Origin of the sequence: Entomohabitans teleogrylli, assembly GCF_001484765.1 — a bacterium.
Taxonomy (GTDB): Bacteria; Pseudomonadota; Gammaproteobacteria; order Enterobacterales; family Enterobacteriaceae; genus Entomohabitans; species Entomohabitans teleogrylli.
On sequence record NZ_LLXO01000042.1, the window covers coordinates 1 to 19,864 of the forward strand.

A 19,864-nucleotide genomic window follows, 5' to 3' on the forward strand; every position below is an offset into this window, starting at 1 on the left:
CGCGTTCCTCTTGCAGAGTCAACCCTGACATTCAGGATTTTCTCTTCATCTTTACCACGTTAACCTGTGATGTTATTCACATGCATCGTGTCGATGGAGGCGCATTATAGAAGGTTGGCGTCCGGCTGCAACCGGAATTTTGCAGAAAAATAACTGACTGTCGAATTCCCCAGCAAAACCCCTGGTTATACCTGGTTTTGCACAGAGTTATCCACAATCATAAGTGACGCTGAAATTTTACGAGCGTGACGCAAACGTTTTCGCTACAATGCCCCCGCCAGAAATCAAAGTCACCCGATACCGGGGCGTTAGCGGAGCTTTAATCTGTTCGCCGGCTAAATTTCCGCTAACGCTCTTGCCATATTCCGGACGATGACAGCAGTGAGACCATGGCTGTTTGCCGCTCCTGGCGTACCGCTCTCACTTCTGACATACAAAGGAATACATGAACCAACCCCAGGGGATTTACCACCATGCAACAACGTCGTCCTGTACGCCGCGCTCTGCTCAGCGTGTCTGACAAAGCCGGTATCATCGAATTCGCTAAAGCCCTCTCTCAACGTCATGTGGAACTGCTGTCCACTGGCGGCACCGCGCGCCTGCTGGCGGAAGCCGGGCTGCCGGTCACCGAAGTTTCTGACTACACGGGCTTTCCGGAAATGATGGACGGACGCGTAAAAACGCTGCATCCCAAAGTACACGGCGGCATTCTCGGCCGTCGCGGCCAGGATGATACGGTGATGGCGCAGCACGCTATCGCGCCGATTGATATGGTAGTGGTGAATCTCTACCCGTTTGCTCAAACCGTCGCCCGCGAAGGCTGTTCGCTGGAAGACGCTGTTGAGAACATCGATATCGGCGGCCCAACCATGGTGCGCTCGGCGGCCAAAAACCATAAAGATGTCGCCATCGTGGTCAAGAGCAGCGACTATGACGCCATTATTAAAGAGATGGACGCCAACGAAGGTTCTCTGACGCTGGAAACGCGTTTCGACCTGGCTATCAAAGCATTTGAGCATACCGCATCTTACGACAGCATGATCGCCAACTACTTTGGCAGCATGGTGCCGGCCTATCACGGCGAAAGTAAAGAAGCCGCAGGCCGCTTCCCGCGCACCCTGAATCTCAATTTCATTAAGAAGCAGGATATGCGCTACGGTGAGAACAGCCATCAGCAGGCCGCTTTCTATATCGAAGAGCAGGTGAAGGAAGCTTCGGTCGCCACCGCCCGCCAGGTGCAGGGCAAGGCGCTCTCCTATAACAATATTGCCGATACCGATGCGGCGCTGGAGTGCGTGAAAGAGTTCAGCGAACCGGCCTGTGTGATCGTTAAACACGCAAACCCGTGTGGCGTGGCGGTCAGTAGCTCCATCCTTGATGCTTACGATCGGGCGTATAAAACCGACCCCACTTCCGCATTTGGCGGCATTATCGCCTTCAACCGCGAACTGGATGCGCAAACGGCGCAAGCCATTATCTCCCGCCAGTTTGTCGAAGTGATCATTGCGCCATCCGCCAGTGAAGAGGCGTTAAAAATCACCTCTGCAAAACAGAACGTGCGCGTTCTGGTGTGCGGCGCGTGGGGTGAACGTGTACCGGGTCTGGATTTCAAACGCGTTAATGGCGGCCTGCTGGTACAGGATCGCGATCTGGGAATGGTCGGCAACGGCGAACTGCGCGTAGTCAGCAAACGTCAGCCGACTGAACAGGAGCTGCGTGACGCGCTGTTCTGCTGGAAGGTGGCGAAGTTCGTCAAATCCAACGCCATTGTCTACGCCAAAGACAACATGACCATTGGCATTGGCGCTGGCCAGATGAGCCGGGTGTACTCCGCTAAAATCGCTGGTATCAAAGCCGGTGATGAAGGGCTGGAAGTGAAAGGCTCCGCCATGGCGTCTGATGCATTCTTCCCGTTCCGCGATGGTATTGATGCCGCAGCGGCGGTAGGCGTTACCTGCGTTATCCAGCCAGGCGGCTCTATCCGCGATGAAGAAGTGATCGCCGCCGCTGACGAGCACGGTATTGCCATGATCTTCACCGACATGCGTCATTTCCGCCACTAATCCACGGAGCAGACAATGAAAGTACTGGTAATAGGCAACGGCGGGCGCGAGCACGCGCTGGCGTGGAAGGCGGCGCAATCGCCGCTGGTTAACAGCGTATTTGTGGCGCCGGGTAATGCCGGCACCGCGCTGGAACCTGCGCTGCAGAATGTCGCTATTAATGTCACCGATATCCCGGCGCTGCTGGCGTTCGCTCAACGGGAAAGCATCGATCTCACTATCGTCGGACCGGAGGCGCCACTGGTACTTGGCGTGGTGGATACCTTCCGCGCCGCGGGCCTGACCATCTTTGGGCCGACACAGGGAGCGGCGCAACTGGAGGGCTCGAAAGCCTTCACTAAAGATTTCCTTGCCCGCCACCGCATCCCGACGGCGGAATACCAGAACTTTACCGAAGTGGAGCCGGCGCTGGCCTATGTGCGCGCAAAAGGCGCCCCAATCGTGATCAAAGCCGACGGTCTGGCGGCCGGTAAAGGGGTGATTGTCGCCATGACCCTGGAAGAAGCGGAAGCCGCCATTCAGGATATGCTGGCCGGTAATGCCTTCGGCGACGCCGGGCACCGCATCGTGGTGGAAGAGTTTCTCGACGGCGAAGAAGCCAGCTTTATCGTGATGGTCGACGGCGAGCACGTGCTGCCGATGGCCACCAGCCAGGATCATAAGCGCGTCGGCGACGGCGATACCGGGCCTAACACGGGCGGAATGGGCGCCTACTCCCCGGCGCCGGTGGTCACAGACGAAGTCCATCAGCGCACCATGGAGCGCATCATATGGCCTACCGTGCGAGGCATGGCGGCAGAAGGGAATACCTATACCGGCTTCCTGTATGCGGGTCTGATGATCGACAAACAGGGCAACCCGAAGGTCATCGAATTCAACTGCCGCTTCGGCGATCCGGAAACTCAGCCTATCATGCTGCGCATGAAGTCCGATCTGGTTGAACTCTGTCTGGCTGCCTGTGAAGGTAAACTGGACGAAAAAACATCCGAATGGGATGAACGCGCGTCTCTCGGCGTGGTGATGGCGGCGGGCGGTTATCCTGGCGACTACCGCACAGGCGATGTGATTCACGGCCTGCCGCAGGAAGCAGCAGCGGATGGCAAAGTGTTCCACGCGGGGACTAAACTTGCTGATGACGGGCAGGTCGTTACCAGCGGCGGACGCGTACTGTGCGCCACCGCGTTGGGTCATAGCGTTGAGCAAGCGCAGAAACGCGCGTATGCCTTAATGACCGATATCCGCTGGGAAGACAGCTTTTACCGTAAAGATATCGGCTGGCGCGCCATTGAGCGTGAACAAAATTAACGCAATAGTTTCGCCAGCAGCGTTTTACGCGTAATCCCTAACTGACGGGCGGCAGCCGTTTTATTGCCGCCCGTTTTTTCCAGCGCCGCCAGAATAATTTCCCGTTCCGCCTCCGCCAGCGGCAAAATTGCGTCGCCGCCATGCTCCAGCGGTGCCGGGCGACCCGCGCCGGTAATCGACAAAGGCAGTTCACGCTCCGAAATATAATCCCCGGTCAGCAGCACCACGGCGCGCTCCACGGCGTTTTCCAGTTCACGAATATTGCCCGGCCAGCGATAGTGGATCAGTAAATCCATCGCCTGAGGCGTAAAACCTTTTATTGTTTTACGATTACGTCCGGTAAAGCGCTGGAGAAAATGCGCGGCCAGCAGAGGGATGTCCTCCCGGCGCTGGCGCAGCGGCGGTATTTCAATCGTCACCACATTGAGCCGGTAATAGAGATCCTCGCGAAACCTCTCAGCTCTGACTTCATCGGCCAGGTTGCGATGCGTAGCGGCAATCAGCCGAACGTCCACCGCAATGGTCTGGTTGCCGCCAACCCGCTGTACTTCCCGTTCCTGTATCGCCCGCAGCAGTTTTACCTGCATCAGCGGCGGAATATCGCCAATCTCATCCAGAAACAGCGTCCCGCCCTGCGCCTCCTCAAAGCGCCCTTCCCGACGACGGTCCGCGCCAGTGAAAGCGCCTTTTTCATGGCCAAACAGTTCAGAATCCAGTAGCGACTCATTGAGCGCCGCGCAGTTAAGCGCCACCAGTGGCTTATCCCGCCGCGAACTGCCAGCGTGCAACGCCCTGGCCACCAGCTCCTTACCCGTACCGGATTCCCCGCAAATCAGCACCGTAGCGTCCGACGGGGCGACCATATTGATGGTGCTCAGCAGTTGCCGGAGCGCCGCGCTGCGGCCAATCATGCCATACTGGCTGGCCTCACCCGCTGCCGGCGCTGATTCCTGTTGGCGGGTATGCGCCAGCGCACAGGCAATTGTCTGCTGGAGCTGTTCAAAATCCAGCGGTTTGGTGAGGTAGTCCAGCGCTCCCGCCTTCAGGGTTTCCACCGCCGTTTCAACGCTGGAGTAGGCGGTCATAATCAGAACCGGAATTGCCGGGTTAACGGCCTTAATCTCTTTCAGGGTGGCGATCCCGTCCATATGCGCCATGCGGATATCACACAGCACCAGGTCAAATACCTGCTGCTGTACCTGCTCCAGCGCTTCCAGGCCGTTAGCGGCCACAGAGGCGTCATACCCCCATCCCCGCAATAACGCCTGCAGAATCGTACAGTGGCTGATGTCATCGTCAACCACCAGAATCATGGCCTTAGAGGTCGTCATCACAATTGTCCTTCAGTGATGGTTGTAGCGGAAGCTCCAGCGTGAAGCAGGTACCGCGGTCAGGCTCGCTCTCCACGCTAATTTTTCCGCCATGTTGCTCAATAATATTCTGCACCACCGCCAGCCCCAGTCCGGTACCATCGGCTCTGGTGGTAAAGTAAGGGGTGAATATTTCCGCCAGTTGCCCGGAAGGAATACCGTGCCCGGAGTCACGCACCGTAATGCGCAGCATTGAATCGCCGTGGCGGGCGATGGCCACCACGATACTCCCCTGCTGGCCGATGGCGTGAATCGCATTCAGGTACAGGTTAAGCAGCACCTGAGTCAGACGATCCGGGTCGGCGCTCACCCGGCACAGCGCCGGGTTAACGGTAAATTGCAGTGAGATTTCCCGGGTCAGCGCATCCTGACGCACCAGTTGCAGCGAGTGCTCCACCACCTGATTAAGATCGATCTCCTGAAGCGCCAGCCGGGTCGGCCGCACCAGCTCCAGCAGCTCGCTCACCACCCGGTTGAGCCGGTCAGCCTCTTTGGCCATCACCTGCGCCAGTTGCCAGTTCTCCCCTTCCATCGGCGCACGTTCCGCAAAATATTTCGCCAGCCCTTTAATCGACGAAAGCGGATTGCGGATTTCATGCGCGACGCCCGCCGCCAGTTGTCCGAGCGCCGCCAGCTTCTCTTTGCGGCGTATTGTTTCATGCAGTTGATAAAGCTCAGTTTTATCGCTGACGATAATTACCGTGCCCAAAAATTGCCGCTGTTGATTGACGATACTGGCCATGCTGACGCTCAGGAACAACGCCTCGCCCTCTTCCCGGGCCAGCCGCTGCGGGTCGTCCAGCACTGTTCCCCCGGTGCGGCAGTTAACCATCGGCCCCAGCCATGATGCCGGCAAACACTGCTCCGCCGGCTGGCCGATAACCGTATCCCTATTCAGTTTTAACAGTTGTGCCGCTGTCGGATTCACCACGCTGATGGTATTACCCTTGTCGGTAAAGATCAGCCCGACAGGCAGGTTATTGATAATCTCCGCCGAGACAGTCCTCGCATCCTGCAGCAACGCCTGTGAGCGTTGATAGCGCCGTACCCAGAACATCGCCAGCACCGCCGCCAGCAGCACCGCGCCCAGCGCGAGGAATACCCCCAGGGCATTGCGGCGTTCTTTTTCCTGTGCGGCATCCAGCGCCCGCGCATCAAGCGCCACAAAGATCTCCAGCGCCTGTCCCAACAGGGCTGGTTCGCTACGCCCCTGACGAGCCATCGCCCCGTGCCCACGATGCCCCATCCCCATGGCCGGGAGCTGCGGCTTAAAATGACGATAAATTTCCAGCGCCGGAATCGCCTCGCCGCTGGCGTCAGTGAAGACCGTACGCCGCCAGCTCGCCTCATCGTCAACATTCAGGCCACGGATCTCCTGAGCGTCATAGAGCGTTTTTCCGCTCCGATCGGGGTCGCTATGGGCAATGATCGTACCCTGCTCATTGATAACTGCGAAGTACAGCACTCCCGGCTGCCAGGCCATCTCTTCCAGCAAGGTTTGCAACTGGGCGTGATGCATACGCATCCCCATACCGGCGCGAGTACCGGACTCCAGCGCGCGAATTAACACGGAACCCTTTTCACGCAGCGTTTGCTGTTCCACGTCACTGCCCCGCCCGAGGTCGCGCAGCGCCAGTACTGCCAGCAAACCGAGCAGCAGCAGTATCACCCCCAGCGATAGCCAGCTCAACCACAGCGCAGGAGTATCTTTAGGTAAACGCGCAAACTTCATAGTTGATCCCTGTACAGCGCAGCATATTCCATAGCGGTCAGCAGAAATCATGCCAGTTTTTTCCTGCGCTAACCCGGCTACCTGGCACAAAGCGCAGAGAATTTTCCTCCGTATCATCGGGTAAAAATGACCCACCTTACCCGGCGCAGCGGGTCATTTTTACTCGTCTGCCGCCCTCCGCGCCGCCCCGTCCCCCGGATAACGCGTCACAGACAGTCTGGCACAGGAAATGCAACAACCATGTAAAAACCATGGCTTTACATGCCAGTGACGATCTCAAAGAAACACAAGGGGGTTTATATGAAACGCACACCATTGGCCGCTATCGCTTGCGCTGCGTTCGCCACGCTGATGCTGGCCAGCAGTCCGGCGCAGGCACGACATCACTGGGGAAATGATTCCGGATACCATAGCGGTATGATGTGGCAGCAGGGAGGCGCCAGTCAGCTCACAACAGAGCAGCAAAATGCCGTCCGGAAAGCCCACGACGATTATCTCAACAATACCGCGACTCTGCGTCAGCAACTCATCGCTAAGCGCTACGAATATAACGCGCAGCTCGCCAGCGGCAAGCCGGATGCCGCCAAAGTTCAGGCGTTGTCAAAAGCGCTGTCGGCCCTTGGCCAGGCCCTTGACGAACAGCGGGTACAACGGGATTTAGCGCTGGCGCAGGCAGGGATTCCGGCAGGCGCTGGTGTCGGCTACGGCTGTGGCGGTAGCCCGCGCGGCGGATACGGGGGCATGGGCCACCGTATGGGATGGTAAATCGTCAGAACTGTTTTTCCAGCGGCTGCCAGGTGCAAAAATCTTCATTCGCCACCAGCAGCAACTGGGAGCCTTCCGGCGCTTCAAGCCACGCCACGCTGACCGCCAGGGAAGAGTGGCGCTGGCGCTGCCGGATATGCGCAATCGCTCTGCTATCCAGATCGGGGGCAATCTTTTGTCCTTCACAGGTCAGAACGCTGCCATCCGCCTGCCAGCGCCCCTGACGCAGGACCACGCGACCGCTGCGTAATGCATCGCTGGTCTGGCGAATCTGGCTGGCCCGATATTGATACAGAGCAATCTGGTCTCTGGACAGTTGCTGTTTCTGGCCGTCGATCTCACGCTGCATAAAACTCAGCTCACCGCGATCGTCGAAGCGTACCCGAATATGTTCCGGATGTCGGCCCATAATATTAAGTTCAATGAACGTCAGACGTTCGCCCTGCCAGCGGTATTCGCCGGTAGTGGTGTTGTCGCTGCGCCATGGACTGAACGCCATCAGCAGGTGGACGCCGTCATCGCCGCCGTCTTTACGCCAGATGCGTACCGCGCCGTCGTCCGCCACATAACCGCTGGCGGTAAAGGAAGGAAGAGAGGATTTGCTACTACAGGCGCAGAGTAACAGCGCCCCAACCAGCAGCCCGGTAGAGCGCCAGAAAGACAAAAGGGGCGTTGCCGCCCCCCGATTAAAACTTTTCACGCTCACGCCGCGTATTACTTAACAGCGTCTTTCAGTGCCTTACCAGAAACAAATGCCGGTACGTTTGCAGCGGCGATTTTAATTTCTTTACCGGTCTGCGGGTTGCGGCCAGTACGCTCAGCGCGGTGGTTCACTTTGAAGGTCCCGAAACCAACCAGTTGTACAGCATCGCCTTCTTTCAGAGACTCAGTAATTGCCGCCAGAGTGGATTCCAGAGCAGACTTCGCTTGCGCTTTAGACAGGTCAGCCTTGTCAGCAATTACATCAATCAGTTGAGTCTTGTTCATAAGTTATCCTTACAATGTGTTTATCGCTTGCTAAGCATCGAGTGCGACGGAAATGCCTGAAAAGCACTCTCCTGCATATACGCACCGATAGCCACTTTTTTTCGCCCCCCAAATGTAGACCAGACAGGGGGATCAATGGAAGCCTCCAGGCATGACAAAACAGGCGTTAAATCACGTTTTATGGTCTCATTGCTGCAAATTTATACCGATATTGCTACTACCGGCCTCACGCAGGTCTGCCCGGAGTCCTTTTATCAGTTCAATATCACGTTCTTCGCAGTCAGCCAGTAAGCGATAAATCTCCCACTGAATGTCCCATTCCTGCTCTACCGCCGGGTTCTCTTTCAGCTCTTCATCGCTCATTTCCCGACCAGCCTCGGTCATTTCCAGCATCGCCACCGTGGTGATAGAACTTTTGCTAACCTCCACGGCGTGCTCGTAAGTTTCACCACTCAGCCGGGAGTGAAGTAACTCACTGAGCGCGACGCAGGCGTCGATCGCCGGGTAAACCCCATAAATATCGTAATCGTCCGCCACCGGAATCGCTTCTTCCAGTTTTTCCAGTTGGCTGTCGAAATTGACCTTCGCGTCTTTCACGGCCAGCGTTTCCCACACTAAATCGAGAATACGCCGGTACAACTGACCATCGCCGAAGCCGGTTTGCTGGCAAAACATCGCATAATTGGGGTACATGCGCTCACACAGCGAAGCCATAAACGTCACATGCTGCCAGCTTTCCAGCTTTTCCAGGCGCAGGTGAATAGGGTTCTGTAACATTAATACGTCTCACACGCAGAATAGTGGGGGCAGTTTACCCGAATCATTCATGAATTTCCCGCCAGCGCAGAAACGCCGTTTTGCGCGATGCCACAGCGTCCGCCCAGCGGGTCGGCTCAGGCAGGCGGTAGCCGGCCATACAGCGCTGTACCCACGCCAGCGCCGAATCCATGCTGATCCGATGACCCGTCGAGACAAACAGCGGATTACAGCGCGCTTTACTACGCCATACCCAGCCCAGTTGTTCGCCTTTGTCCATCAATGGCGCGCTGGCGCCCGGTCCCTCGTCAGGCAGCTCAAAACGACCGCAGAGGCGCTTCTTCGCCACCCCGATAGTCGGAGTATCGATCATCAGGCCAAAATGGCTGGCGACCCCCAGACGACGCGGATGGGAAATCCCGTGGCCGTCGACAAACAGCAATTGCGGTTTACGGGATAACATTTCCCACGCCTTTTCCAGCGCCGGCGTTTCCCGAAAGGACAGGAACCCGGGAATATACGGCATCGTGGTGGCGATGCGTGCCACCTGATATTCCACCAGTTCCAGAGAGGGATACTTCAACAATACTATCGCCGCGCGCGTAACATCACCCCCCTCTTCAAACCCAACGTCCGCCCCGCCGATCAACTGCGGCGGATCCTGCTCCGGACGATCCTCGCGGATCACCGAAGCGGCCAGCTCAAGCTGCTGTGCCCGAAGTGCGGCAAGATCCATCCCGCCTCCTTACTGATGGTATGCGGCGGAAAGACGATGTACCGCCTCGACAAACGCGCCGGCGTGCTCCGGCGGCACGTCCTGATGAATACCGTGCCCAAGGTTAAAGACATGCCCTTCCCCGTGCCCGAAGCCCGCCAGAATACCGGCCACTTCTTCTTCGATACGCGCCGCAGGCGCATAAAGCATCGACGGGTCCATATTGCCCTGCAGCGCCACCTTATCGCCCACCCGCCGACGGGCATCGGCGATATCTGTGGTCCAGTCCAGCCCCAGCGCGTCACAGCCGGTTTCAGCCATCGCCTCCAGCCACTGGCCGCCACCCTTGGTGAATAATGTGACCGGTACCCGACGCCCCTCGTTTTCCCGCAGCAGGCCGTCGACGATTTTATGCATGTAGTACAGGGAGAACTGCTGATAGTCGCGACCGGTCAGTACCCCGCCCCAGGTATCAAAGATCATCACCGATTGCGCTCCGGCGCGGATCTGCGCATTCAGATACAGCGTGACGCTGCTGGCCAGTTTATCCAGCAGCGCGTGCAGCATCTGCGGATCGGCATACATCATCTTTTTAATCACGGTAAAAGCTTTACTGCTGCCGCCTTCCACCATATAGGTCGCCAGGGTCCATGGGCTGCCGGAAAAACCGATAAGCGGCACTTCGCCCTTCAGGTTGCGGCGAATGGTGCGTACGGCGTTCATCACATAGCCCAGCTCCTGTTCCGGATCCGGAACCGGCAATTTCGCCACATCGGCTTTGCTGGCGACAGGAGACTGAAAGCGCGGCCCCTCGCCGGCTTCAAAATAAAGCCCCAGCCCCATCGCATCCGGGATGGTCAGAATATCCGAAAAGAGAATCGCGGCATCCAGCGCATAGCGGCGCAGCGGCTGGAGCGTCACTTCGCAGGCCAGCTCGGCATTTTTGCACAGGGACATAAAGTCGCCGGCCTCGGCGCGAGTGGCTTTATATTCCGGCAGATAGCGCCCTGCCTGGCGCATCATCCATACCGGAGTGACATCCACAGGCTGGCGCAACAGCGCTCGCAGATAACGATCGTTCTTCAGTTCGGTCATAATTGCATTTCCTTAAGCATGGTCAGCCAGTGTAACACGTCATTCATACTCCGCCCGGCAGCGGGCGACGGTATCTTCAATCAGCCGCCGCGCCACTGTGCCCGGTGGAGGTAACAACGGTAGCGCATCGTAACGGTACCACCCGGCATCCAGCAATTCTTTAGGGTCGATTTTGAGCTCGCCGCTGTGATATTCGGCGGTAAACGCCGTCATCAACGACTGGGGAAACGGCCACGGTTGGGAAACGACATAGCGCAGATTTTTCACCTGAATGTTGCTTTCCTCCATCACCTCCCGGGCGACGGCTTGCTCCAGAGTTTCCCCGACCTCCACAAACCCGGCCAGCACAGTATAAATACCGTTGCGATGACGGGTATGCTGCGCCAGCAGGATGTGATCCTCGCGGCGAATCGCCACAATGACGCACGGCGCAATTTGCGGGTAATAGCGCTGATGGCAATGACCGCAAAGCACCGCCCATTCTGTTTTACTGGGATGCATTTCATGGCCGCAATAACCGCAGTAGCGGTGGGAGCGGTAGAACTCCGCCAGTTGAACGCCGCGCCCGGCCAGTTGAAACAGCCCGACGTCCTGGTCGATTATCTGCCGCACCGACCCCATATCGCGACGCCGCTGCTGGCGTACCAGCCATACCGGCTCTCCCCGCCATTCGCCGACCAGCGCCCCCCGGGCGCCGGCCAGATCGAAAGCCGCAGCCTGACCGTGAGGCAGTTCTCCGCCGGGTAACCATAACTTCTGTTCATGGCTGACTATCCACCAGCCATGGTCTACGTTTTCTATTACGCGTTCCTTTAGCACTTGCACGACCTCGACTTCACTGGCAATCTGCTTAACATTATTTTTACATTTATAGGTACTACCGAGTTACATACAACAACATTCAGAATGCGCCATGGCGGCACGCGATCGTATCCCGCACTCACGACACCGGGATAAGTCTATGCAACCCGCCAGCGGGCAGCCTGAGATAAATGCGTCAATTTTATAACTCATGGAGTCAATCATGCTAAACCACCTGGAAAGTCTGGCAAAACGCGTTGAGGGCAGTAATGAGTTAGTCGACCACTGGCTACATATCCGCAAGCACCTGCTGGTATCGTACTACCATCTGGTTGGCCTGAAACCTGGTAAAGAATCCCACGCCGCGCTGGATGAAAAAGCGCTGGATGATTTTTGCCAGGGTCTGGTGGATTACCTGTCGGCGGGCCACTTTAAAATCTATGAGCACATTATCCGCGAAATGAAAGGGAATAGCCCGCTTTTAGCAGCATCGCAGCTCTATCCTCAGCTTGAACACAATACCCAGCGCATTATGGATTATTACGAATCGCATCTGGTCGAGGCTATCGATCACGATAATTGTCTGGAGTTTCAGCAGGTCCTCTCCGAACTTGGCGAAGCGCTGGCGGAGCGTTTTTTACTGGAAGATAAGCTCATTATCCTGGCATTCGATAACAATCTGCAGCGCAGCGCCAACGATGAAGGCGATCTGGCATGTCCTGCTTGAGTTTCGTCCATTGAGCGAGTAAGTTACTTTCATCCCTGACGCGTCAGGGGCTTTATCTTGTCGGAGTGCCCACACCGGGCTGAGACCGTTAATTCGGGATCCGCGGAACCTGATCAGGTTAAAACCTGCGAAGGGAACAAGAGTAATTCTGCTGTTATGGCGCCCCCGCTCCGGGTGGCCCACATCCATTACTCCATCCGTCGTTCTGGCAAGCCACTTCCTGAAATCAATGTGGAATGCGCTATGTCTGTATCAACAACTAAACCCACCCGCCGCGAGCAGCGTGCTGCCGCACAACAGTTTATCGAAACGCTCGAAGGCACTAACTATCCAAACTCCCGGCGTATCTGGCTGACCGGTTCCCGGGAAGATATCCGCGTGCCAATGCGCGAGATTCAGCTCAGTCCGACCCTCATCGGCGGCGATAAAGACCATCCGCAGTTTGAAGAGAACGAACCGGTGCCGGTGTATGACACCTCTGGCCCCTATGGCGATCCACAGGTCAACGTGGATGTCCGACAGGGGCTGGAAAAGCTGCGCCAGCGCTGGATTGACGAGCGCCAGGATACGGAATGGCTCGACGATCGCAGTTCCGCATATACCCGCGAGCGCCTGGCCGACGACGGACTGGACGACCTGCGTTTTAACGGCCTGCTTACGCCGCGCCGCGCCAGAATCGGCAAATGCGTGACTCAGTTGCACTACGCCCGCCAGGGGATTGTCACGTCGGAGATGGAGTTTATTGCCATTCGCGAAAATATGGGGCGCGAACGTATCCGCGGCGCGGTACTGCGCCACCAGCACCCGGGCGAGGGTTTCGGCGCCCGCCTGCCGGACAACATCACCGCGGAATTCGTGCGCGATGAGGTCGCCGCCGGACGGGCGATTATCCCCGCCAACATCAACCACCCGGAATCAGAGCCGATGATTATCGGCCGCAACTTCCTGGTCAAGGTCAACGCTAATATCGGCAATTCGGCGGTCACCTCTTCCATTGAAGAAGAGGTGGAAAAGCTGGTCTGGGCCACCCGCTGGGGCGCCGACACCGTCATGGACCTGTCCACCGGGCGCTATATCCACGAAACCCGCGAATGGATCCTGCGCAACAGTCCGGTGCCCATCGGTACAGTGCCGATCTACCAGGCTCTGGAGAAAACCGGCGGGATCGCCGAGGATCTGACCTGGGAAATGTTCCGCGATACCCTGCTGGAACAGGCGGAACAGGGCGTGGACTATTTCACCATTCATGCCGGCGTGTTGTTACGCTATGTGCCCATGACGGCGCAGCGCCTGACCGGGATCGTCTCCCGCGGCGGTTCCATCATGGCGAAATGGTGTCTGTCGCACCATCAGGAGAACTTCCTCTACACCCACTTCCGGGAAATCTGCGAAATTTGCGCCGCCTACGATGTAGCACTGTCGCTGGGAGACGGCCTGCGCCCCGGCTCAATTCAGGATGCCAATGATGAAGCCCAGTTCGCCGAACTGCATACTCTGGGCGAGCTGACCAGAATCGCCTGGGAGTATGATGTTCAGGTGATGATCGAAGGCCCGGGGCATGTGCCGATGCAGATGATCCGCCGTAATATGACCGAAGAACTGGAGCACTGCCACGAAGCGCCGTTCTATACCCTGGGACCGTTGACCACCGATATCGCCCCGGGATATGACCACTTCACCTCCGGTATCGGCGCGGCGATGATTGGCTGGTTTGGCTGCGCCATGCTGTGCTACGTCACCCCGAAAGAGCATCTCGGGTTGCCCAACAAAGAAGATGTCAAACAGGGGTTGATTACGTATAAAATCGCCGCCCACGCCGCAGACCTCGCCAAAGGCCATCCCGGCGCGCAAATTCGCGATAACGCCATGTCCAAAGCGCGCTTTGAGTTCCGCTGGGAAGATCAGTTCAATCTGGCGCTCGATCCGTTCACCGCCCGCGCCTACCACGATGAAACGCTGCCCCAGGAGTCCGGCAAAGTCGCCCACTTCTGCTCGATGTGCGGACCGAAATTCTGCTCAATGAAAATAACCCAGGAAGTGCGCGACTATGCCGCGGCCCAGCAAATTGAGGTCGGAATGGCGGATATGTCGAAAACCTTCCGCGAAAAAGGCAGCGAAATCTATCTCAGGCAGGAGGAAGCGTGATGTATCAGCCCGATTTTCCGTCACTACCTCAGCGCCTGGGATTATACCCGGTAGTGGACAGCGTAGAATGGATTGCGCGTCTACTGGAAGCCGGAGTATGTACTATCCAGTTACGCATCAAGGATAAGCCGGATCATGACGTAGAGGACGATGTCATCGCCGCTATCGCCCTCGGACGCCGCTACCGCGCGCGCCTGTTCATTAACGACTACTGGCGGCTGGCGATTAAGCATCAGGCCTATGGCGTGCACCTCGGCCAGGAAGACCTCGAAACCACCGACCTGCCGGCCATCCGTGCCGCCGGTCTGCGGCTTGGCGTCTCCACCCATGATGATATGGAGATCGACGTCGCACTGTCGGTCAGACCCTCGTACATTGCTCTCGGCCACGTGTTCCCGACTCAGACCAAGCAGATGCCCTCCGCTCCCCAGGGGCTGGAGCAACTGGCGCGCCATATCGAGCGCCTTGGCGATTACCCTTCCGTCGCTATCGGCGGTATCAGCCTTGAACGGGCGCCGGCGGTGCTGGCGACCGGGGTAGGCAGCATTGCGGTGGTCAGCGCGATAACCCAGGCCGCGGACTGGCGCCAGGCAACGGCGCAGCTTCTGGAACTGGCGGGGGTCGGCGATGAATGACACGGATTTTATGCGTTACAGCCGCCAGTTACTGCTGGAAGATATCGCGCTGGAGGGGCAGGAGAAACTGCGCGCCAGCCGCGTATTGATCGTCGGGTTAGGCGGGCTGGGTTCGCCGGCGGCCCTGTATCTGGCGGCGGCCGGCGTCGGTCAGCTGATTCTGGCGGACGATGACGCGGTACACCTGAGCAACCTGCAGCGACAGATCCTGTTTACCTCTGACGATATCGACCAGCCTAAATCGCTGGCCGCCCGCCAGCGCCTGGCGCAACTGAACCCCGGCGTCGAACTGATCGCCATTGAGCAGCGTTTACAGGGCGATGCGCTGCATCAGTCGGTGCGGGACGCTTCTGTGGTGCTTGACTGTAGCGACAACATGGTCACCCGCCAGGCCATCAACGCCGCCTGCGTGGCGCTCAACACACCGTTAATCACCGCCAGCGCAGTCGGCTTTGGCGGCCAGTTGATGGTGTTGCTGCCGCCGTGGAGCCACGGCTGCTACCGCTGCCTGTGGCCGGATGACAGCGAACCTCTACGTAATTGCCGCAACGCCGGCATCGTCGGCCCGGTGGTCGGCGTGATGGGCACCTTACAGGCGCTGGAAGCGGTGAAACTGCTGTGCGGTATGACGCCCGCCAGCGGTACGCTGCGCCTGTTTGACGCCCGCGCCCATCAATGGCGAACGCTACAGCTACAGCGTGCCGCTCACTGCCCGGTCTGCGGAGGCGCGCATGCAGATCATGTTTAATGACGCGCCGATTTGCTGTCCGGAAGGCGAAACGCTGAGCGATCTGCTCACCCGGCTGGAGGCCCTAAAACCCGGCAGCGCGCTGGCGGTTAACCAGCTCATCGTTCCCCGGGAGCAGTGGGCGCAGCATATTGTGCAGGATGGCGATCGGATCCTGCTTTTTCAGGCCATCGCAGGAGGCTAAGTATGTTACGTATTGCGGATAAAACCTTTACTTCACGCCTGTTTACCGGCACAGGGAAATTCGCCTCGCCGCAGATCATGAGCCAGGCCATTCAGGCCTCCGGTAGCCAACTGGTCACTATGGCCATGAAGCGTGTCGATCTCCACAATCGCCAGGATGCGATTCTCGCCCCGCTACAGGCGCTGGGCGTTCACCTGCTGCCGAATACGTCCGGGGCCAAAACCGCTGACGAAGCGGTCTTCGCCGCTCAACTGGCCCGTGAGGCGCTGGGTACCAACTGGGTGAAACTGGAAATCCATCCTGACGCCCGCTACCTGATGCCGGACCCGCTGGAAACCCTGGCAGCCGCGGAAATCCTGGTCAAACAGGGCTTTGTGGTTCTGCCCTATTGCGGCGCCGACCCGGTACTGTGTAAACGTCTGGAAGAGGTCGGCTGCGCCGCGGTGATGCCGCTGGGCGCTCCTATTGGTTCCAACCAGGGTCTGCAGACCCGCGCCCTGCTGGAAATCATTATTGAGCAGGCCCGGGTACCGGTTGTGGTCGATGCCGGTATTGGAGTACCCAGCCACGCCTGCGAGGCGCTGGAAATGGGCGCTGCCGCCGTGCTGGTCAATACCGCTATCGCCGTGGCCCGGGATCCGGTGGCTATGGCCAGCGCTTTCCGGCTGGCGGTAGAATCCGGCCTGCTGGCGGCCGCCTCCGGCCCCGGCAGCCGTCAGCATAGCGCCCGGGCTACCAGCCCGCTGACCGGATTCCTGCAACAGGAGGGGGCGTAATGGCAACATTTACTGAGCGCTGGCGCGAACTGCACTGGGACGACATTGCGCTGCGCATCAACAGCAAAACCGCCGCGGATGTGGAGCGGGCGCTGAATGCGCGGCGGGTTACCCGTGAGGATATGCTGGCGCTGCTCTCCCCCGCCGCCGCTACATATCTGGAACCCATGGCGCAGAAGGCGCAGTTGCTTACCCGCCAGCGTTTTGGCAATACGGTGAATTTTTATGTGCCGCTGTATCTGTCCAACCTGTGCGCCAACGATTGTACTTACTGCGGTTTTTCAATGAGTAATCGCCTGAAGCGCAAGACCCTCAATGACGAAGAGATTGAGCGGGAATGTGCAGCAATCCGTAATCTGGGATTCACCCATCTCCTGCTGGTCACCGGAGAGCACCAGAGTAAGGTCGGTATGGACTATTTTCGCCGCCATCTGCCGGCGATTCGCCGCCAGTTCAGCTCGCTGCAGATGGAGGTTCAGCCCCTGTCGCAAGCGGATTACGCCGAGCTACGCGGTCTGGGGCTGGACGGTGTTATGGTGTATCAGGAAACCTATCACGAGGCGACCTATGCCCGGCATCACCTGCGCGGCCAGAAACAAGACTTTTTCTGGCGCCTGGAAACGCCGGACCGCCTTGGCCGCGCCGGTATCGACAAAATCGGTCTTGGCGCGCTAATTGGGCTTTCCGACAACTGGCGGGTGGATTGCTATATGGTGGTAGAGCACCTGCTATGGCTGCAACAGCAATACTGGCAGAGCCGCTTTTCGATCTCATTTCCGCGCCTGCGTCCCTGTGCCGGCGGAATTGAACCAGCCTCGCTAATGGATGAACGCCAACTGGTGCAGGTAATTTGCGCCTTCCGCCTGCTGGCGCCCGAGGTGGAGCTGTCGCTTTCCACTCGCGAATCCCCCCGCTTCCGGGACAGCGTGGTGCCGCTGGCCATTAATCAGGTTAGCGCCTGGTCGCGCACTCAGCCCGGCGGCTATGCCGATAGCCATAGCGAGCTGGAACAATTCTCGCCCCATGATAATCGTACCCCCGAGCAGGTTGCCCGGGCGCTGGCGCAGGCAGGGCTGCAGCCGGTATGGAAAGACTGGGACGGATGGCTGGGAAGGGCGGCTCAGCCACGCTAAAACGCCCCTTTCCGGGAAAGTGATTACCAGCGCACAACCGCAAGGCTGTGCGCTTTTTTATCGCTTAGCCAGTAACCGTCAATTGCCTTTTGAGCAAATACCTATGGTGATTTGTTATCGATATCCGGCGATATTGTCCTGATCATGTTAAATATGAGATATTCTTTACAGTTATTTGCGCCGCCATGAAATAAGCGCAACTTTTGCTACCTATAATCGTCGCTATCGGTGCAGGATCGCATTTATCCAGGCCTAAAAAGGAAAGGGCCACCCTTCCTTGTCTGGTAATGTCCGTATACTGGCTATACTTCTGATACACGCAGACAACACGATGAAATTATGGCTAAAAAAAGTAGTAGGCTTTCGTTTACAACGCCACTGATTACCAGTTTTTTCGGCATATTAATCTGCTTTACGCTGATTGCCGCCTTTATGACGTGGATACAAAGAAAAGACATTACAGAAGCCTACCACAACATTAATCGTAATTTTGCCCACAACCTGGCCATGAACTACACGGAGTCATTGCTGCGCTCCAATGAATATATTCTGACCCGGGCGGCAACCTATTTCTCCCGCGAAGGAGAGCTGGATAACACCGTCAACCTCAATCCGGACCAGGGGCGTGAACTGTTAATGCGTCTGCTCACGCTAATGCCTACTGTCTCGACCATTAACATTGCCGATACCTCAGGCCGTTTCCTGCGGGTTCCCGGAGTCTCATCGCCGCCTAAATCCGGCGATATGGATGTACTGACCCGCCCGTGGTTTGTCCATTATCCGGAGTCCAGTCTGTTCACCCACTACACGCCGGTTTACGAAGATTTTTATACTCATCGCTATGTGGTTACGATTTATAAGCCTCTGATCGATCGTGACGGACGCCTGAAAGGCACCCTGGCTTTTGACCTCGATCTGGCCTCGCTGGGGTATGCGCTGCGCCAAATGCTCCCCCCGGTACACGGAGAATTTTTTATTGTCGACCGGGACGGCAGAACAGTATTACACCCGGATCCGGGAATGCTGTTTCAATCACAAGTGTCGTCCGGGGTGGTGGACAAAATGACCAGCGGCGCCGGGTATTTTTACGACAAAACGAGCGGTTACTGGTATTACTATTACTCCTACACTAACCCGGACTGGTTTATTGTATATAAAGTTTCTGGCAAAACGCTCAGCGATCTGATCAGACATGAAAGCGTCGCAATCATTTACGGTTTCGCTATTGGCGGCATTATTATCCTGCTGTTTGGCTTTTATTTACGTCATGCCGCCAGCAACGTGCTGATGAATATTATCAACGCGATTAAGACCGGTGAGGTGCAAAGAGCGCCGGGTCTGGAAGCGCTGCTCAGTAAAGAGATTGAAAGCAGTAAAAAACGCGAGCAGGATTTTGTACGCCAGGCCACCGTGGATGAGCTGACCGGCTGTAAAAATCGCCGGGCTTTTGATGAAGCAATCAAACAACGTATCGATCAGCACCAGCCTTTTGCACTGGCGCTGATGGATATCGACAACTTTAAACGGATTAATGACACCTGGGGCCACCTGAGCGGCGATATTGTTCTGCGCGCCGTCGCCAGGGAAGGAATCAAGATAATGCAGCCCCACGATATCACTATCTATCGCTACGGCGGGGAAGAATTCGCGGTGCTCTTCGATACGCATCATCTGGATGAAGCACTGAAATTGCTTGATGCCTGGCGTCTTGCCGTACTGGCGCGTACCTGGCGTGAACAGCCGCTGCAGGTAAGCTTCAGCGCCGGTTTTGGCCACTACAACCATGAGCCTGCCGCAACCTTTATCGCTGGCGTTGACGCTGCGCTTTATAAAGCCAAGCAGCAGGGCAAAAACCAGATAGTGACGACATCACAGCTATAACGCCTGGCGCGGTATTTCCCGCTGTCTCGCTTGCGTATCTGCCATA

At 57.4% G+C, this 19,864-nt stretch carries 18 protein-coding genes, 2 pseudogenes and 1 riboswitch; of the genes and pseudogenes, 11 read left to right on the forward strand and 9 right to left on the reverse strand.

What is annotated here, in order from left to right; genetic code table 11:
- The first annotated feature begins 473 nt into the window (after window positions 1–473).
- A complete protein-coding gene (gene purH, locus AQ981_RS23600; RefSeq protein WP_058914215.1) occupies window positions 474–2,063 on the forward strand; it encodes a bifunctional phosphoribosylaminoimidazolecarboxamide formyltransferase/IMP cyclohydrolase in 1,590 nt (529 codons plus the stop codon).
- Window positions 2,064–2,078: 15 nt separating this feature from the next.
- Window positions 2,079–3,368 carry a phosphoribosylamine--glycine ligase gene (gene purD / locus AQ981_RS23605; RefSeq protein ID WP_058914216.1) on the forward strand — a complete coding sequence of 430 codons (1,290 nt, stop codon included), beginning with the start codon at window positions 2,079–2,081 and terminating at the stop codon, window positions 3,366–3,368.
- On the opposite strand, the gene zraR is transcribed toward purD, so the two are convergent.
- The 3 genes and pseudogenes from zraR to AQ981_RS28470 form a co-directional block, all read right to left on the reverse strand.
- Window positions 3,365–4,699: a sigma-54-dependent response regulator transcription factor ZraR gene (gene zraR, locus AQ981_RS23610; protein ID WP_058914217.1), complete on the reverse strand. Its 1,335-nt coding sequence runs from the start codon at window positions 4,697–4,699 to the stop codon at window positions 3,365–3,367. The genes purD and zraR overlap by 4 nt on opposite strands.
- Window positions 4,686–5,405: pseudogene (locus tag AQ981_RS28270) on the reverse strand (ATP-binding protein); the annotation flags it as partial. The pseudogene AQ981_RS28270 and the gene zraR, both read right to left, overlap by 14 nt.
- 18 nt (window positions 5,406–5,423) lie before the next feature.
- Window positions 5,424–6,587, reverse strand: a pseudogene (locus AQ981_RS28470) (PAS domain-containing protein); the annotation flags it as partial.
- A gap of 183 nt (window positions 6,588–6,770) precedes the next feature.
- Between AQ981_RS28470 and AQ981_RS23620 the strand changes: the two are divergent.
- A complete protein-coding gene (locus AQ981_RS23620) occupies window positions 6,771–7,235 on the forward strand; it encodes a periplasmic heavy metal sensor (protein WP_058914219.1) in 465 nt (154 codons plus the stop codon).
- A gap of 4 nt (window positions 7,236–7,239) precedes the next feature.
- Here AQ981_RS23620 and AQ981_RS23625 read toward each other — a convergent pair whose 3' ends face one another.
- The 6 genes from AQ981_RS23625 to nudC all read right to left on the reverse strand — a co-directional run bounded on the left by AQ981_RS23625 (window position 7,240) and on the right by nudC (window position 11,607).
- Window positions 7,240–7,935, reverse strand: coding sequence for a DUF1481 domain-containing protein (locus AQ981_RS23625; RefSeq protein WP_071609004.1), 696 nt, complete (start codon window positions 7,933–7,935; stop codon window positions 7,240–7,242).
- A gap of 14 nt (window positions 7,936–7,949) precedes the next feature.
- Window positions 7,950–8,222: a nucleoid-associated protein HU-alpha gene (hupA, locus tag AQ981_RS23630; RefSeq protein WP_006816568.1), complete on the reverse strand. Its 273-nt coding sequence runs from the start codon at window positions 8,220–8,222 to the stop codon at window positions 7,950–7,952.
- 186 nt (window positions 8,223–8,408) lie between these two features.
- Entirely contained in the window at window positions 8,409–8,999 is a 591-nt protein-coding gene (locus AQ981_RS23635; protein WP_058914221.1) for a YjaG family protein, read from the reverse strand.
- 43 nt (window positions 9,000–9,042) lie between these two features.
- Complete coding sequence (gene nfi, locus AQ981_RS23640; RefSeq protein ID WP_058914222.1) at window positions 9,043–9,714, reverse strand: deoxyribonuclease V; 672 nt, start codon at window positions 9,712–9,714, stop codon at window positions 9,043–9,045.
- 9 nt (window positions 9,715–9,723) lie between these two features.
- Window positions 9,724–10,788, reverse strand: a complete 1,065-nt coding sequence (hemE, locus tag AQ981_RS23645; RefSeq protein ID WP_058914223.1) for a uroporphyrinogen decarboxylase — start codon at window positions 10,786–10,788, stop codon at window positions 9,724–9,726.
- Window positions 10,789–10,827: 39 nt separating this feature from the next.
- The gene (gene nudC, locus AQ981_RS23650) at window positions 10,828–11,607 is read right to left on the reverse strand and encodes an NAD(+) diphosphatase (RefSeq protein WP_058914239.1); all 780 of its coding nucleotides are present in this window, start codon (window positions 11,605–11,607) and stop codon (window positions 10,828–10,830) included.
- Window positions 11,608–11,812: 205 nt separating this feature from the next.
- Here nudC and AQ981_RS23655 point away from each other — a divergent pair, with 205 nt between their 5' ends.
- The 8 genes from AQ981_RS23655 to AQ981_RS23690 all read left to right on the forward strand — a co-directional run bounded on the left by AQ981_RS23655 (window position 11,813) and on the right by AQ981_RS23690 (window position 19,818).
- Window positions 11,813–12,316 carry an Rsd/AlgQ family anti-sigma factor gene (locus AQ981_RS23655; RefSeq protein ID WP_058914224.1) on the forward strand — a complete coding sequence of 168 codons (504 nt, stop codon included), beginning with the start codon at window positions 11,813–11,815 and terminating at the stop codon, window positions 12,314–12,316.
- A 51-nt stretch (window positions 12,317–12,367) separates the two neighbouring features.
- Window positions 12,368–12,469: riboswitch (TPP riboswitch) on the forward strand.
- Between the two features lie 90 nt (window positions 12,470–12,559).
- A complete protein-coding gene (thiC, locus tag AQ981_RS23660) occupies window positions 12,560–14,461 on the forward strand; it encodes a phosphomethylpyrimidine synthase ThiC (RefSeq protein ID WP_058914225.1) in 1,902 nt (633 codons plus the stop codon).
- Window positions 14,461–15,096, forward strand: coding sequence for a thiamine phosphate synthase (gene thiE, locus AQ981_RS23665; RefSeq protein WP_058914226.1), 636 nt, complete (start codon window positions 14,461–14,463; stop codon window positions 15,094–15,096). Before thiC ends, thiE begins: the two co-directional genes overlap by 1 nt.
- A complete protein-coding gene (locus AQ981_RS23670; RefSeq protein ID WP_058914227.1) occupies window positions 15,089–15,844 on the forward strand; it encodes a HesA/MoeB/ThiF family protein in 756 nt (251 codons plus the stop codon). The genes thiE and AQ981_RS23670 overlap by 8 nt, the downstream gene beginning before the upstream one ends.
- Entirely contained in the window at window positions 15,828–16,028 is a 201-nt protein-coding gene (gene thiS, locus AQ981_RS23675; RefSeq protein WP_058914228.1) for a sulfur carrier protein ThiS, read from the forward strand. Before AQ981_RS23670 ends, thiS begins: the two co-directional genes overlap by 17 nt.
- A 2-nt stretch (window positions 16,029–16,030) precedes the next feature.
- A complete protein-coding gene (thiG, locus tag AQ981_RS23680) occupies window positions 16,031–16,804 on the forward strand; it encodes a thiazole synthase (protein WP_058914229.1) in 774 nt (257 codons plus the stop codon).
- Window positions 16,804–17,937, forward strand: coding sequence for a 2-iminoacetate synthase ThiH (gene thiH / locus AQ981_RS23685; RefSeq protein ID WP_058914230.1), 1,134 nt, complete (start codon window positions 16,804–16,806; stop codon window positions 17,935–17,937). The genes thiG and thiH overlap by 1 nt, the downstream gene beginning before the upstream one ends.
- A gap of 339 nt (window positions 17,938–18,276) precedes the next feature.
- Window positions 18,277–19,818 (forward strand): sensor domain-containing diguanylate cyclase, encoded by a 1,542-nt coding sequence (locus AQ981_RS23690; RefSeq protein WP_058914231.1) that lies wholly within the window; start codon window positions 18,277–18,279, stop codon window positions 19,816–19,818.
- Window positions 19,819–19,864 lie beyond the last annotated feature (46 nt).

Bases quoted from the DNA above. Each gene is read 5' to 3' on its own strand.
- purH (WP_058914215.1), top strand. From the start codon at position 474: ATGCAACAACGTCGTCCTGTACGCCGCGCTCTGCTCAGCGTGTCTGAC.
- purD (WP_058914216.1), top strand. From the start codon at position 2,079: ATGAAAGTACTGGTAATAGGCAACGGCGGGCGCGAGCACGCGCTGGCG.
- zraR (WP_058914217.1), bottom strand. From the start codon at position 4,699: ATGACGACCTCTAAGGCCATGATTCTGGTGGTTGACGATGACATCAGC.
- AQ981_RS23620 (WP_058914219.1), top strand. From the start codon at position 6,771: ATGAAACGCACACCATTGGCCGCTATCGCTTGCGCTGCGTTCGCCACG.
- hupA (WP_006816568.1), bottom strand. From the start codon at position 8,222: ATGAACAAGACTCAACTGATTGATGTAATTGCTGACAAGGCTGACCTG.
- AQ981_RS23635 (WP_058914221.1), bottom strand. From the start codon at position 8,999: ATGTTACAGAACCCTATTCACCTGCGCCTGGAAAAGCTGGAAAGCTGG.
- nfi (WP_058914222.1), bottom strand. From the start codon at position 9,714: ATGGATCTTGCCGCACTTCGGGCACAGCAGCTTGAGCTGGCCGCTTCG.
- hemE (WP_058914223.1), bottom strand. From the start codon at position 10,788: ATGACCGAACTGAAGAACGATCGTTATCTGCGAGCGCTGTTGCGCCAG.
- AQ981_RS23655 (WP_058914224.1), top strand. From the start codon at position 11,813: ATGCTAAACCACCTGGAAAGTCTGGCAAAACGCGTTGAGGGCAGTAAT.
- thiC (WP_058914225.1), top strand. From the start codon at position 12,560: ATGTCTGTATCAACAACTAAACCCACCCGCCGCGAGCAGCGTGCTGCC.
- thiE (WP_058914226.1), top strand. From the start codon at position 14,461: ATGTATCAGCCCGATTTTCCGTCACTACCTCAGCGCCTGGGATTATAC.
- AQ981_RS23670 (WP_058914227.1), top strand. From the start codon at position 15,089: ATGAATGACACGGATTTTATGCGTTACAGCCGCCAGTTACTGCTGGAA.
- thiS (WP_058914228.1), top strand. From the start codon at position 15,828: ATGCAGATCATGTTTAATGACGCGCCGATTTGCTGTCCGGAAGGCGAA.
- thiG (WP_058914229.1), top strand. From the start codon at position 16,031: ATGTTACGTATTGCGGATAAAACCTTTACTTCACGCCTGTTTACCGGC.
- thiH (WP_058914230.1), top strand. From the start codon at position 16,804: ATGGCAACATTTACTGAGCGCTGGCGCGAACTGCACTGGGACGACATT.
- AQ981_RS23690 (WP_058914231.1), top strand. From the start codon at position 18,277: ATGGCTAAAAAAAGTAGTAGGCTTTCGTTTACAACGCCACTGATTACC.